The organism is Betaproteobacteria bacterium, from assembly GCA_009377585.1.
GTDB lineage: Bacteria > Pseudomonadota > Gammaproteobacteria > Burkholderiales > WYBJ01 > WYBJ01.
Window position 1 is genome coordinate 21542 of record WHTS01000059.1, and the last position, 14528, is coordinate 36069.

At 64.3% G+C, this 14528-nt stretch carries 11 protein-coding genes; 3 read left to right on the top strand and 8 right to left on the bottom strand.

The window, feature by feature from the left end; all coding sequences use genetic code 11:
• Positions 1–58: 58 nt before the first annotated feature.
• The 5 genes from pstB to GEV05_18145 all read right to left on the bottom strand — a co-directional run bounded on the left by pstB (position 59) and on the right by GEV05_18145 (position 4542).
• Positions 59–883 (bottom strand): phosphate ABC transporter ATP-binding protein, encoded by an 825-nt coding sequence (gene pstB / locus GEV05_18125; GenBank protein ID MPZ45270.1) that lies wholly within the window; start codon positions 881–883, stop codon positions 59–61.
• The gene (gene pstA, locus GEV05_18130; protein MPZ45271.1) at positions 877–1800 is read right to left on the bottom strand and encodes a phosphate ABC transporter permease PstA; all 924 of its coding nucleotides are present in this window, start codon (positions 1798–1800) and stop codon (positions 877–879) included. The genes pstB and pstA overlap by 7 nt, the downstream gene beginning before the upstream one ends.
• On the bottom strand, positions 1800–2750 hold the full coding sequence (gene pstC / locus GEV05_18135) for a phosphate ABC transporter permease subunit PstC (GenBank protein MPZ45272.1): 951 nt from the start codon (positions 2748–2750) through the stop codon (positions 1800–1802). Before pstC ends, pstA begins: the two co-directional genes overlap by 1 nt.
• A 137-nt stretch (positions 2751–2887) precedes the next feature.
• Positions 2888–3892: a phosphate ABC transporter substrate-binding protein PstS family protein gene (gene pstS / locus GEV05_18140; GenBank protein ID MPZ45273.1), complete on the bottom strand. Its 1005-nt coding sequence runs from the start codon at positions 3890–3892 to the stop codon at positions 2888–2890.
• A 167-nt stretch (positions 3893–4059) separates the two neighbouring features.
• The gene (locus tag GEV05_18145) at positions 4060–4542 is read right to left on the bottom strand and encodes a hypothetical protein (GenBank protein ID MPZ45274.1); all 483 of its coding nucleotides are present in this window, start codon (positions 4540–4542) and stop codon (positions 4060–4062) included.
• A 333-nt stretch (positions 4543–4875) separates the two neighbouring features.
• Here GEV05_18145 and GEV05_18150 point away from each other — a divergent pair, with 333 nt between their 5' ends.
• Both GEV05_18150 and GEV05_18155 read left to right on the top strand, forming a co-directional pair.
• A complete protein-coding gene (locus GEV05_18150) occupies positions 4876–5874 on the top strand; it encodes a tripartite tricarboxylate transporter substrate binding protein (GenBank protein MPZ45275.1) in 999 nt (332 codons plus the stop codon).
• 99 nt (positions 5875–5973) lie between these two features.
• A complete protein-coding gene (locus GEV05_18155; protein MPZ45276.1) occupies positions 5974–6984 on the top strand; it encodes a hypothetical protein in 1011 nt (336 codons plus the stop codon).
• Positions 6985–6991: 7 nt separating this feature from the next.
• Here the strand turns inward: GEV05_18155 and GEV05_18160 are convergent, their stop codons facing one another.
• The 3 genes from GEV05_18160 to GEV05_18170 all read right to left on the bottom strand — a co-directional run bounded on the left by GEV05_18160 (position 6992) and on the right by GEV05_18170 (position 12434).
• Positions 6992–10741 (bottom strand): PAS domain S-box protein, encoded by a 3750-nt coding sequence (locus GEV05_18160; protein MPZ45277.1) that lies wholly within the window; start codon positions 10739–10741, stop codon positions 6992–6994.
• Positions 10742–10828: 87 nt separating this feature from the next.
• A complete protein-coding gene (locus GEV05_18165; protein MPZ45278.1) occupies positions 10829–11299 on the bottom strand; it encodes a hypothetical protein in 471 nt (156 codons plus the stop codon).
• A gap of 265 nt (positions 11300–11564) precedes the next feature.
• The gene (locus GEV05_18170; GenBank protein ID MPZ45279.1) at positions 11565–12434 is read right to left on the bottom strand and encodes a pirin family protein; all 870 of its coding nucleotides are present in this window, start codon (positions 12432–12434) and stop codon (positions 11565–11567) included.
• A gap of 120 nt (positions 12435–12554) precedes the next feature.
• Here GEV05_18170 and GEV05_18175 point away from each other — a divergent pair, with 120 nt between their 5' ends.
• Positions 12555–13454 (top strand): LysR family transcriptional regulator, encoded by a 900-nt coding sequence (locus GEV05_18175; GenBank protein MPZ45280.1) that lies wholly within the window; start codon positions 12555–12557, stop codon positions 13452–13454.
• The last annotated feature ends 1074 nt before the right edge of the window (positions 13455–14528 follow it).

A 14528-nucleotide genomic window follows, 5' to 3' on the forward strand; every position in this document is an offset into this window, starting at 1 on the left:
TTCGGACTCCATCGCGGCGGCTCCGGCAGAAGGGCACAACCGCTGTTCGCTGCATGCATTATCCGAAGCGCCCCGTGATGTAGTCCTCGGTCTCGCGCTTCGATGGCTTGATGAAGATCTTTTCGGTCTCGTCCATCTCCACCAGCTCGCCCAGGTACATGTACGCCGTGTACTCCGAGACCCGGGCCGCCTGCTGCATATTATGCGTGACGATCAGGATGGTTACCCTGGAGCGCAGCTCCGCGATCAGCTGCTCGATGCTCGCCGTGGCGATGGGATCCAGCGCCGAAGTCGGCTCGTCGAACAGCAGGATCTCGGGGTCGGTGGCCAGTGCGCGCGCGATGCACATTCGCTGCTGCTGGCCGCCCGACAGGTTGAATGCCAGGTTCTGCAGCCGGTCCTTCACCTCCTCCCAGAGCGCTGCGCTGCGCAGCGCCTCCTCGACCTTGTCGTCGATAACCGAGCGGCTGCGCTCCCCGCGCACGCGCAGCCCGTAGGCCACGTTCTCGTAGATCGACTTCGGGAACGGATTGGGCTTCTGGAACACCATGCTGATTCGCATCCGGACCTCGATCGGGTCGACCTCGCGGCTCAGTATGTTGGTGTTGTCCGGGTACAGGACGATCGATCCGTCGTAGCGGTTGCCCGGATAGAGATCGTGCATGCGGTTGAAGCAGCGCAGCAGCGTCGACTTGCCGCAGCCGGAAGGTCCGATCAGCGCGGTGACCTTCTTCTCGTAGAGCGCGAGATCGATCGCCTTCAGTGCATGGAACGACCCGTAGAAGAAATCCAAGCCCTGAACTTGCGCCTTGGCCGCGAGCCCTCTCTCCGGAGCCGGCGTCGGCTGCGGAGCAACGGAAGTCGCGCGCGTTACCGTTACCATTTGATCTTCTTCCTGATCTGATACCGCAGGTAGATGGCAAAACCGTTCATCAGCAAGGTCATCGCGATCAGCACCACGCCGGCGGCGGCGGCGTTGCTCAGGAAAGCGCTGTCCGGTCTCGAGACCCAGTTGAACATCTGGATCGGCAGCACCGTGAACGGCGCCAGCAGCCAGTCGAACAACCCGGCAGGCGGATCGCCGGTGAAAGGCAGCGACGGCAGGAACGCGATGAAGGTGAGCGCGCCAATCGTGATGATCGGCGCCGTTTCTCCGATAGCGCGCGACATCCCGATGATGACCCCCGTCAGGATGCCGCCTCGGGAATACGGTACGAGGTGTCCGGAAATCATCTGCCAGCGTGTCGCGCCAAGCGCGTAGGCCGCCTCGCGGATGTTGCTCGGCACCGCGCGCAATGCTTCGCGCGTCGCCACGATGACAATAGGCAGGATCAGCAGCGCCAGGGTGAGTCCGGCCGAAAGAATGCTCTGCCCGAACCCCAGGGCGTAAACGAACAGGCCCAGCGCGAGCAGGCCATAGACGATCGAGGGTACGCCCGCGAGATTGGTGACGTTGATCTCGATGAGATCGGTGAGCAGGTTCTTCTTCTTCGCGTACTCCTCGAGATAGATCGCGGCCCCGACGCCGAGCGGAACGGCGGAGAACATGGTGACGAGCATCACCAGCGCGCTCCCCACCCATGAGGAAAGTATGCCGGCCGCGGTCGCCCGGCGTGACGGGAACGAGGTGAAGAATTCCGGCCTCAGCCGTACCCATCCGTCGACCAGAAGATCCAGGAACGCCGCGAGCAGCATGATCACGGCAATCATCGTGCAGAACAGGCCGAGCCACGCGAACAGGTGATCGTTGAGCTTATGGCGCGCGATCAGCGCGCGCATCTCCGCCATGCGCGGATCCATCAATACACCTCGCGGAAGCGACGGCGCAGGGCATGGCCGACGACGTTGAAGCCGAGCGTCATCAGCACGAGCACGAGGCCCGCCGCGAAGATGCTCTGATAGCCGATGCTGCCGTGCGGCAGGTCGCCGAGGGCGACCTGAACGATATAGGCCGTGATCGTCGCCGCCGGCTCCAGCGGGTTGAACGTGAAGGTCGGCTGCAGCCCCGCGGCGATGGCCACCACCATCGTCTCGCCGATCGCGCGCGAGATGGCCAGTATGTAAGCCGCGACGATGCCCGAGGTCGCGGCCGGCGTGATGACGCGCACTGCCGTCTGGAATCGCGTCGCGCCCATGGCGTACGAACCTTCCCGCATCGCCATCGGAACGGCGCGCATCGCATCCTCGGCCACCGAGCTGATGTACGGAATGATGAAGATGCCGATGACGATGCCGGCGGCGAGCATGTTGAACCCCGGCAGATCCGGGTAGAGCTTCTGCAGCATCGGGGTGACGAACAGCAGGGCGAAATAGCCGAAGACCACGGTCGGGACGGCTTCCAGCAACTCCAGAAACGGCTTGACCACCTCCCGCAGCGCGTGCGGCGCAAACTCGCTCAGATACAGCGCAACGATCGTCCCCATCGGGATCGCGATCGAAAGCGCGACGAAGGCGACCGTGAGCGTGCCGGAAACCAGCGGCAGTATGCCGTAGTGGGCGTCCGCGAACAGCGGAGTCCACTGCGTGTCGGTGAGAAAGTCGACGAGGGAGACGTGCTCGAAAAAGCCGATCGACTCGTACACCAGGATGCACACGATGGCGATGGTCGTGGCGACGGCTGACAGACCCGCAAGAAGCAGCAGGGTCTCGATGACCCGCTCCTTGAGGTGGCGAGTCGCTTTGTGCCGGAGTCGGGGCGAGATCACCCTGGCGGACGGAGGAAGGTCGGCGTACGTTATCGCGGGTGGCATGACGTTCGAGACTTGTGCGATTCTACTTGGTTACAGGCGCTCTTCGTGCACGAATTGCGCGAATTCGGGATAGTCGAAGGGGGCGCGAACGCCCCCTTTGTCCAAGCGCTGTGGAAACGCGCGGGCTGCGGCTGCCGTTACAGCTTCGCTTTCATCTTCATCAGGTCGTCGATCGACAGTCCCACCTTGTTCGAGCCGCCGAACTTGGTTCCCAGGCGCATCTTGTTGAGGGACGCCATGTTGTCGGCGTAGGCACTGGCCGGCAGAGGCACGTACTTCACCTCCTTCACGAGCTTGTTGGCGTTCTTGTTGAAGAATTCCACGAACTCCTTCACCTCGGGCTTGGCCGCCGACTTCGCATTGACGTAGATGAAGATCGGACGCGACAGCGGCGTGTAGGACCCGTTCTCGACGTTCTGCGCGGAAGGCGCCACCGCGGGCTTGCCCGGCGCCGGCACGATCGCCGCCGCAGCGAGCTTGTTGCGGTTTGCTTCGTAGTAGGCGTAGCCGAAGTAGCCGAGCGCATGCACATCGCGGCTCACGCCGGTGACGAGCACGTTGTCGTCCTCGCTCGCGGTGAAGTCGCCGCGGCTGGACTTGGCCTTGCCCACGATGGCTTCGGTGAAGTACTCGAACGTGCCGGAGTCCGCGCCCGGACCGAACAGCGTGATCTCCTCGTTGGGCCAAGCGGGGTTCACCTGGTTCCAGCGCGTGATCTTGCCTTGCGCTGCCGGTTCCCAGATCTTCTTGAGCTCTGCCACCGTCATCTGCTTCGCCCAGGTATTCTTGGGATTGATGACCACCGTGAGCGCATCGAAGGCGACCGGCATCTCGATGTAGGTGATTCCGGCTTCCTTGCAAGCGTCCATCTCCTTCTTGGTGATGGGGCGCGAGGCGTTGGAAATATCGGTCTCGCCGCGGCAGAATTTCTTGAACCCGCCGCCGGTACCGGAAATGCCCACGGTGACTTTCACCGCGCCGCGCTTGGCTTTCTGAAAATCTTCCGCGACGGCCTCGGAAATGGGGAACACCGTGCTCGACCCATCGATTTTCACCGTCTGCGCTGTTGCAGCAAACGAAAACACGCTTGCGGTTGCGGCTATCAGCGCAGCTGCTGCGTAACCCGACTTGGCTCTTTTCATTCCATCTCCAATGGTTTCGTTGCCCTGTTCCCGCACTGGAGATTATTGTGGGGATATTGCAGACGTGTGACATCGCTCCGGCCATGATCACGGCTTCGCGGGCCGGACCCCGCGTTCTGCGGGCGCCCGGGTGAGGGCGGCGCCCGCAATCCCTTGCAAGCAGCTCGCTACGGCGTCGCGGTTTCCGTGCGCCCGGTGACCGGCGGCTGCAGCCGCTCGCCCTCGAGCAAGGCCTTGAAGGTAAACCCAGCGATCGCGGCGCCGATGATGGGCGCGATCCAGAACAGCCACAGCTGCTGCAGCGCCCAGCCGCCGGCGAGGCTGAAGTCCGCCTTGCCGCTCGCGATGAGGTAGAGCACGCCGGCGCCCACGATGCCGCCGAGCACCTGAACGATGATGTAGGGCAGCAGCTGACCCGCCGGAAAGCGGCCGCCAGCCCACAGTCCCACCGACACGGCGGGATTGAAGTGCCCGCCCGAGATCGGGCCGAGCGCGTAGACACCGGTGAGCACGGTGAGCCCGAACGCCAGCGACACGCCCAGCAATCCGATGCCGACTTCCGGAAATGCAGCCGCAAGCACGGCGCTGCCGCAACCACCCAGGACGAGCCAAAAGGTACCAATGAACTCCGCCAACAGTTTCGCACGCATCGGTGTCCTCCGTTGTTAGTCGTATTCAGGTTCTGCCGTTACGCTCCGTCGCTACAATCGCCAGCAAGTTGACCGGACGCCGCCCGTTGGCCGGGCGGCGTCCGCTATGATGCCGGATTCCTCCATGCCAGTGCATTGGCCCAAGAGGCACTTGCGGCCGCGTACGGGAGGGTCCACTTCGCCCCGACGGGGATTTTTCGCTAACCTAGCTGTTGTCCGTGGAGCGGCGCGCGCTCGGCCCGCCGCATTGAAGCAGGCAGGCACGCGGATACCAATCATGCGTTCAAATGTTGATATGTTCATCGTAAGCCACGAAATCACCAGGGAGGTTGAATGAAATCGTTGGTCACACTCGGTCGTACCGCTCTTACGATAGGAGTCGCAATCTGCTGCGCGGGAGCCTTCGCGCAGGCCCCGGCGCCCGCTGCTGCAAGTAACTATCCGGCCAAACCGGTCCGGTTCATCGTGCCGTTCCCGCCCGGCGCTTCCAGCGACGTGGTGGGCAGGCTGATCGCGCACAAGCTGGGAGAGTACCTGGGCCAGCAGGTCATCGTGGACAACCGCCCGGGGGTCGGCGGCAATCTGGGTATCGGACAGGTCGCGAAATCCGCACCGGACGGCTATACGATGGTCGTTGCAACGGCCAGCATCGCCGTCAGCGTGTCGTTGTATGCGAATCCCGGCTACGATGCGGTCAAGGATCTCGCGCCGGTCGCCCGCCTCGCCTCCATCCCCAACGTGCTGCTGGTGCATCCGTCGGTGCCGGCGAAGACGCTCAAGCAGTTCGTCGATCTCGCCCGCGCTTATCCCGGCAAGCTTAATTTCGGCTCCGGCGGCACAGGGACGACCAATCACCTTGCCAACGAGCTGCTCAAGCATCTGGAGAAGATCAACATCGTGCATGTGCCCTATAAGGGCGTAACGCAGGCGATGATCGCGATGTCGAGCGGCGAGGTCGACGAGGTCGTAATGCCGGTCACTACGGCAACCCCGCAGATCAAGGCCGGCAAAGTGCGTCCGCTTGCGGTATTGACCGAGAAGCGCATTCCAACCGTGCCCGATGTGCCGACCGCCATCGAGGCGGGCGTAAAGGATTTCACCATGCCGCTGTGGTACGGCATGTTCGTTCCGGTGGCAACGCCGCGCGCGATCGTCGAGCGGTTGAGCAAGGAATTGATCCGCACGCTGCAGGCGAGCGACGTCACGCAGAAGCTCACCGCCCTCGGCGTCACGCCGTGGCCCGGAACCTCTCAGCAGCTCGCCGATTTGCTGAAAAGCGATATCCAGCGCTATGGCATGATCGTGAAGAGCGCAGGCTTGCCGAAGCAATAGCGTGCCGTAAGACACCGGAATCGAGGAATGCGCCTTGACGGATTCCTCGTTCCGGCCGGTCGGTGTTTTGAACAACGTGACCATTGAAGCGAGGCCGCTATGACGCAGAGAAACGGCTGGGGGCTCATCGGCACGGGCCGTATCGCCGAGGAACGCATTCTGCCGGCCGTCACCGCATTCGCAGGCAACGACCTTGTCGGGGTGGTCAGTCGGGAAGGGGAGCGGGCGGCAGCGTTCGCCGCCCGGTTCGGCGCGCGCCACGCCTATACCCGCTACGAGGACCTGCTGCGCGATCCGGCCGTCACCGTGGTGGCCATTCATACGCCCAACGCGCTTCACGCCGAGCAGGCCGTCGCCGCGGCGCGCGCGGGCAAGCACGTGTTCTGCGACAAGCCCATGGCCACGAACGTGGCCGATGCAGAACGCATCGTCGCCGAGTGCGCGCAAGCCGGCGTCACGCTCGGCGTCAACTTCCACAACCGCTTCATGCCGTGCTTCGTCGACTGCAAGCGCATCATCGACAGCGGCGAGATCGGCGAGGTGCGCCAGGTCACCATCGAGGCGAGCCCGGGAGCCCGTTCGGAGGAAAGGCAAGGCACGTGGCGGCTCGATCCGGCCATGGCCGGGCTCGGCACGACGATGAGCATCGGCGTGCACATCTACGACATCCTGCGCTACCTGCTCTCCTCGGAGATCGAAACGGTGAGCGCGCTGTTCGATACCTCGCGCGGAGTCATGGAGCACGTCAACCTGGCCACGTTCCGGTTCCGCAACGGCGCAATGGCGCAGGTCGCCATCCACGAAAGAACGCCCTACCCGCACAACGATCTGGTCATCTATGGCAGCCAGGGCCGGATCACGGGCCGCGGCGTTACCCGAAGCCGCGCCAGCGGCGAAATCGAAGTCTACGTGGGCGAAGAAGGCAAGGCGCGGCGCACCCAATACCCGGTGATCAATGCGCACGCCGCCTGCGTCGCCGATTTCAGCGCGGCGCTACTGGAAATGCGCGAGCCCGCGGCGTCCGGGGTCGACGGCTTACGCAGCGTTCAGGTTACCGAGGCGATGGCCCGGTCGGCCTGGGAAGGCGTGCACGTTCGACTCGCGTATTAGACACTCGTCATCCTGCGCCGGCTGCGCCTTGGGCGCGCAGCGGCACGAGCATCTCCTCGACCAGCTTCTCCAGGCGCTGCGCTTCCTCGAGCACCGTGGCGGAGACCTGTTGCAATTTCGGTTCTTCCGGAAACATCACGCGCACCAATTCAGCGGTATGGCGCACCTGCCCCAGCTCGTCGTTATGCGTGGCACTGAGCAGAGCGATGATTTGCGAACGGCGTTGCTCCTCGACGGCGAGCGCTTGCGCCGTTCGCCGGAATTCGGTGACGTCGTCCAGGAAGCCCACGAAGCGCGTATCGTCGCCACCATTTGCGGCCACGGGCAGAGCGGTGACATGCACGTGGCGGTAGTCGTCGTCGAACCGACGCAACCGGAATATGCCATCGAATCGCGTGCCCTCGTTCGTGTGTCGTTGTCGCGTATGCAACCACTCGTCACGGTCCTCGGGATGCACGTGCTCGCCGAGATCGGGCCCTCGGATGCCTTCGGACTTGGCGCCGAGCCAGGCAAGGCAAGCCTGGTTGGCATAACCGCGGCTGCCGCTCGAATCCGCCACCCATATCGGCGCCGGACAGCGATCGAGCAAGGCGGCAAGGTCGTCGGCATGCGCGCGCAGCGCCGCTTCCGTGCGTTTGCGCGGCGAAATGTCGACGGCGGTGCTGAGGTAGCCTTTCCATTGCCCTTGCGCGTCGAAGCGCGGCAGCACGATGTCGAGTATCCAGCGCTCGCCGCTGCCGTCGCCCAGTCGATATTCGAGGTAGACCGGCTCGTCACGTCGCGACGGCGCCGCATAAGCGCTGCGCACGCCGGCCCTGTCGTCCGGATTGACCCGTTGTAACCAGTCGCCATCGGCGATGGAACCGCCCAGGGCCTCCCAGCCGCGGCTCGCGAAGTTACAGCGCCCGCCCACGTCGAGCAGGCGCAGGGCTGCGGGAATCGCATCGCAAAGGCCATGGAAGAACGCCTCCGCCTCCTGCAGGGATCGGATCTGCGCGTTGCGCTCGCCAATGTCCTGGACGACGAATTGCACCGCCCGTTCCGTGGCCGTTTCGTAGGCTGCCGCGCTCACGTCGACCTCCAGTTCGCGTTCGCCGCCTGCCTTGAGGCGGGTGGCGAAGCGCCGCCTGCCCGCTTCCTCCGCGGTCAGGATCTTGGCCGTCTGCGCCAGCGCCGGCCCCGAGCCGGCCGCAAGCTGCTGCAGGGGCGTGCCGACGAGCGCGCTGGCCTCTGCCGCCCCCAGCAGCTCCGCTGCCGCCGCATTGGCGTAAACGATCTTGTTCTCGCGCGCGATCAACAGCGCTTGAGGCAGGCTCGCCACTATTGCGCGGTAGCGACTTTCCTCGGCGCGCAGCGCGTCTTCGCTGCGACGTCGCGCGCTGATCTCGAGCGCGATGCCGCAGAGCGCGCCGGCAGGCGCTTCTGAATCCCGCGCCGGGAACTTGAGCGCGAGGAAGTGATGCAGGCCATCGCCCAGCTGTAGCGTTTCCTCGAATTGCTGGACGCTGCTCGCAGCGAGCGCGCGTGCGTCGTTCTCGTGCATGCGCTCCGCTGCCGCACGGGGAAATACCTGGAAGTCCGTCTTTCCATGCAGCTGCTCGCCGGCAAAGCCGGTTACTTTCGCGTATTCCCGATTGGCATAGAGATAGCGTCCCTGCGCGTCCTTCAGCCAGATCATCGCAGGCGCGTGCTCGACCAGCGTCCTCAAGATCGCTGCCGCACTTCGCATCGTGTCTTCGGCATTCCTGCGCACGGTGACGTCGGAGGTAACGCCGACGAGATAGCGCAGGCGATTCTGCGCATCGTGCACCGCGACGGCCCGATCGTGCAGCCACACGATGGAACCGTCGTCGCGCACGACCCGATATTCGGCGTTGTAGCTGCCTTCGACGCCCGCCGCAAAAAAAGCCTGGCGCACGCGTTCTCGATCTTCCTCGAGCACGGCCGCGGTCCATTCGGAAAAATCCTCCAGCACGCGCGGCAGCGAACGCCCCCGTAGCTTGCCGGCCTGAGGCGTCGCGTAGACCAGACGCGGCACGCGCGGGTCGGCGATCCAGAGGCCGTCTTCGAGATGCTCGGCGAAGACCCGGAGTCGTTCGGCATCTTCCTGCAGGCGAGCCATCCGGCCCGCCTGTTCGCTGACATCCTCGGCGGAAATTGCGAGCGCCGTCACCGCGCCGGCGTCCGCGACGATGGGCTGACAGTCGACCCGCCAGATGCGCTCGGCGCCGCTGGCGCTGCGCACGCGGACGTTGGCGCTGCGCGTTGCACTGCGGATTCGCAACGTCTCGCGAGCGAGAGGCGTGATCGCGTCGCGCGCGCCCTGAACACTGCCCACGTCCCTTGCCATCTGCTGCCAGCGCTCGTTTTCCCGCAGGGTTTCGAGATCCACATCGAGCAGGCACAAGCCGCTAGCGGCGGCCTTGTACGCGGCTTCGAGCAGCACGGCGCCCTGCTGCAGCTCGCTCGCCCGCGCCTCGGCGCGCCGTGCGAGATCCGTCTCTTGTGCCCGCAGCGCCGTGGTCTCGGCCTGCGCCGCGGTCAAGCGCTCGTTCAGCGTGCGCGCCTGGGACTGGAGTCGCTTGCATTCTTCATCGCACCTTGCCAGCTGCGCGGCAAGGTCCGTTTCCCGGGCCGACGCCGACTGGGGTTCGGCGGCGGGCGGGCGGGGTTCGGCTGCGGCGTCGGGCGGGTGGTTCGACGCATGCAGCGCGGCTCGCAGCGATTCCGCCTCGGTGCGTGCAGCGCGCGCCGCTTCGGCTTCCGCGGTCACGTCGGTCGCGCGCGCAACCAGCAGCAGCGCGTCCCCCTCCAGCGGCCAGACTTCGAGCGGCTGGCACAACCACATGCGAGTCTCGCCGGAGCTGGTCCAAATGGTTCGGGTCTCGATTTCGCCGCCGTGCACCTTGGTGCGAAAAGCCTCCAGCGCCGCTTCCAGTTCCGCGTCGGGTGTGCGCAAGACCTTGGTGAACCAGCTCTTCACATCGGGGATGTCGATGCGCGTGTAACCCGTGATCCGGGTGAACGCTTCGCTCACCTCGAGGACGCGGGCATCGAGGTCGTAGGCGATCGCCGGCACGGTGCTGGCGCGCACCATCATGAGCGCCCCCTGCTGCCATGGCGGGGCGGGGCGGCCGTTGGGGTGATTACCGGCGAGGTGGTTACCGGCGGCCTGCAGGTTGTCCAGTTCCTGCGCCAGGCGGTCGCGCTCGAGCCGAATGAGGCCACCCTGCTTCGCCAGCCGGTAGGTGCTGCCGGCGAATCCGAGCGCGGTAAGCGCCGCAAGCAGCAGCGCGCTCGACAGCAGCGGACCGCCGTTGCCGCCGAAAGCACCGGGACCCGCGGCTGCCGCTCGCGGTTGCACTGATGGGCCCGTGTTCAGCGGCCGCTGCGGTGCCGTACCAGCCGGCTTCGGATCGCTGCGCGCACCGCGTTGCTCCTGGGCCGCCCAGATCTCGGCGGCCGTCGGCGGCGCAGGAAACCGGCCGTCCTTGTGCTCCTGAAGAAAGTTTTGCGCGGCCTGCTGCAGCATCTCCTGCTTGCTCGCTTCGTGCTGCACGTAGGCGTACCAGGCGATGCCAACAAGCAATACGAGTGCAATGGCGATGCTGAACAGGACGAAACCCTGGTTCCGTCGCATGGCGACTCTCCCGGTGCATGGAGGACATTCCATCACCGGCCCCGCCGCGGATCGGTGGCGTGCCGGTGAGTTCGTGGCCGGCCCGCCGCGGATTCGGTGGCTTGCCGGTGAGCGCATTTTGCGCGTTGCGAAGCAATCAGCCAATCCGAAAAGAATGCGGTCGTCGTGCGGCGGCGACGGTTACGCCCAGGTGACGGCGTAAGCTCAGGCGCAGTGGACGAGCACGCCTTTCCTGCGGAACTTGAAAAGTCCGGAATCGGAACTGTCAAAGCCGGCCATCCCGCGCGTAATATCGCCCTTCGACACGCCGTGCGTCGGGCTCGACATGACCAGTGCGACCGGATTGCCGGTGCCGCCGGCCGTGCTTCCCACCGCGTTGTTTCCCGCATTGGCGTTCGGATCGGTCTGGCGCAGCAACATCACCTGGCTCACGACGGCGTCGACCTGCGCATTCCAGGTCTGCCGATGCTGCCGAATGACGTCCTCCTGCAGGGCCTTACGCTTTGCGTCCGACTCGGCTTTCTGTTGCGCGACCTTGTTGCGACTGTCCTGCTCTTCCTTCCGCTTCCGGGCCACCTCTTCGGCTGCGTGCATCTTTTTTAGCGCGGCCGACTCGACTTTCCGGTCGGAGGCGTTTCGAATCACATGCGCCGAGCAGCGGACGTTTCCCTTCATGGCAAATTCGTCACAACCCGGATAGGAACAAATGGGCATGAGGCAGCCTCCCTGGGATGCACGCTGCGGCGCGGCGGATGCTTTATGCTAAGTCGCATCCCAAGGAGGGTCAATCGCGCGGACTTACTTCTTCGCGGCCAACGCGGCGTTGTTCTTGTCCAGACGCACATACGGTTTGCTCATGGTCAAACTCCTATCGATGGGCACGAGGCCCGGTTGAAGATACGGACTCGCCGCCAGGCGGCGAATCCGTTCGATGCTGCAATCACTCGGCGGTCGCGTGCTCGAACTTCCCGGCATTGAAGTCCGCGATCGCCTGCTGGATTTCGGCTTCCGTGTTCATCACGAACGGGCCGTATCCCACTACGGGCTCGCCGATGGGCTCCCCGCTCAGGATCAGCAGCGTGGCGTCGGTGTTCGCTTCGATCGTCACCTCTGCTCCGGATCGGTCGAGTACGACCATTTGCGCCTCGCGCGCGATCTCGCTTTCATTGACCTGCACGGTTCCGCGCAACACCACCAGCGCAAGCGTGCGCCCGTCCGCGAACCGCAGCTGTGCCGACTTTCCCGCGTTCAGACGCAAGTCCCACACGTCCATCGGGGTGAAGGTTCTCGCCGGTCCACGCTTGCCGCTGTATTCGCCCGCGATCACGCGTATGGATCCAGCATCGCCAGGCAGCGCCAGCGTCGGGATGGCAGCGCTCGCAATCGACTGGTACCCCGGCGCAGACTTCTTTACCTTCGCGGGCAGGTTCACCCACAGCTGCACCATCTCCAGCGTTCCGCCGTCGCGGGTGAATTCGGCCGAATGGAATTCGTCGTGCAGGATGCCCGATCCGGCGGTCATCCATTGCACGTCGCCCGGTCCGATCTTGCCGCCGCCGCCGGAGGAGTCGCGATGCGCCACCTCGCCTTGATACACGATGGTGACCGTTTCGAATCCCCGGTGCGGGTGTTCGCCCACGCCCCGCGGGCTCTTTGCCGGAGCAAACTGTGTCGGGCCCGCATAGTCGAGCATGAGGAACGGGCTCACATGCTCGCCGTGGCTTGCATACGAGAACAGCGTCCGAACCGGGAATCCATTGCCCACCCAATGCTGGCGCGGAGCGCTGTACAGACCCAGGACCTTCTTCATCGCAACCTCCTGCTGAAATGCACGTTTGTGCCTGGATCACAAGATAGGGCCACATGTGCCGGTGCACTAGTCGGTAAGATTCGTCCTCAGCGTTCTATCTGGAGAACGATGGCCGCAGGCATGGAGAATCTCGACGATTTCTATTACTTCGCCCAGGTCGTCGACCACAGCGGCTTCGCGCCCGCCAGTCGCGCCCTCGGCAAGCCGAAATCCATGCTCAGCCGGCGCATCGCGTCGCTCGAGCGGCGCCTGGGCGTTCGGCTGATCCAGCGCTCGAGGCGTCGTTTTTCCGTGACCGACGTCGGGCAGGAAGTCTATGCGCATTGCAAGGCGATGCTGGCCGAAGCCGAGGCCGCAACCGAAGCCGTCGAGCTCTCGCGCTCCGAGCCGCGCGGCATCGTGCGCATGAGTTGTCCAGTCGCCTTGCTGCACGCGCGCGTCGGAGCCATGGTGGCGGAGTTCCTGGCGCAGTGTCCGCACATGACGATCCACTTGCGCGAGCTCAATCGGCCCGTGGACGTGATCGCCGAGGGTTACGACTTCGCGATTCGAGTACGCCCCTTGCCTTTGCAGGACAGCGACCTCGTGCTCAAGACGCTCGGCACGCGCACGCAATGTCTGGTGGCGAGCCCTGCGCTGCTCGAGCGCATCGGCACGCCCTCCGTACCGGCCGATCTGGTCAACTTCCCGAGCCTCGACCTGGATCGTGCTGAGCATGTCTGGCAGCTCGAAGGGCCCGACGGGGCACAGGCATCGATCCGGCATGCACCTCGCCTGGTCACCGACGACATGATCGCGCTACGTCGCGCCGCCATCGCCGGCGTCGGCGTGGTGCACCTGCCGACGATGCTCGTGAGCGATGAGCTGCGCCAGGGTATGCTCGCAAAGTTCCTGCCGCACTGGGCTCCGCGGCCGGAGCTCATTCATGCGGTGCTTCCCTCGAAGCGCTTCCTGCGTCCTTCCGTGCGCGCGCTTCTCGACTTCCTCGCGGATCGCTTTCAGCGCTTGGACGAGGAGTAGGGGCCGCACGGCGGCGGGAATCGTAATCTGGCCCTTGCTGGTCAGGGTGGCGGTCGTCATGCGAAGCCCTCCGCGTGTCTTACATTAGAGTAAGGTGCCGGGATCATACAAGTGCTCATAGTCGGCGCGCTGATCTCGGGCTGCAGTCGCTGGCTGAGCGGTCATACCGTTGACTTGCCCGATATAGCCGGCAATGATCGATGGCGAACGGCAAGGGTGTGCACCTCGAAGCGCGGATGAATGCGCTGTCGTACTGCACGCGGCCAAAGGTCCTTATCAGGGGCGTGCGGGGAAGCAGCGTCGGCCACCGTCCATAGGCGTCAACGATCACACGAAGGAGCGGATTCTTGATCTGCGAGAGAAGCAAGCCAGATGAACGACTTGCCGTGTAGCTGGCGGAGAGGGTGGGATTCGAACCCACGTGCCAGGTTTCCCTGACCATCCGATTTCGAGTGCGTCCCCGATTTGAGTGTTTTGCGCAGTTCCGACTGAATCATCAACCAGATAGCGGCGCGGGCCCACTTCGCCGCAGTTCACTTTCACGCATTTTCGCACTAAGAGTTACGGGCACGCGCGGCACAATCCTGGCACAGTATCGATCCACGCTGCATCCCACTTTGGAGAACGCTCGCCCGCAATGCCCGTCATCAGCAGAACGCCAACCAGCGGGCGGCACGGGACCCATGCCAGGAGTCTACTGCACACTTTGTCCGAGGTTCTGGACAGCACGGGAGTCAAACCTGCAATCCCGTGACCGCTGCGTCGGGGTTGGCGTCCCCACGGCGAGCAGAGCGAATCCCCGCTATTCAGCTCGCTAGACCATTGAAGTTTTGTAACTCCAAGACCGTCCTTGATCGCAGGACCGAGTACTTTTGCCTCTCAGAAATGGACTCGAACTAGCTAGCGACCAACGGATTAAAAGACGACAGTAATCTCTCGTAGCCTTATACCAATCAGGTACTTACAACACTTGCCAGCGTGCCTAATCAGTCTCCCTGAGTGGGAAGGCAGTTTGACTACTGTCGGGCACTGGCACAAAACTGGCACGCTAGTCTAAATAGAAGGCCAGCAGGG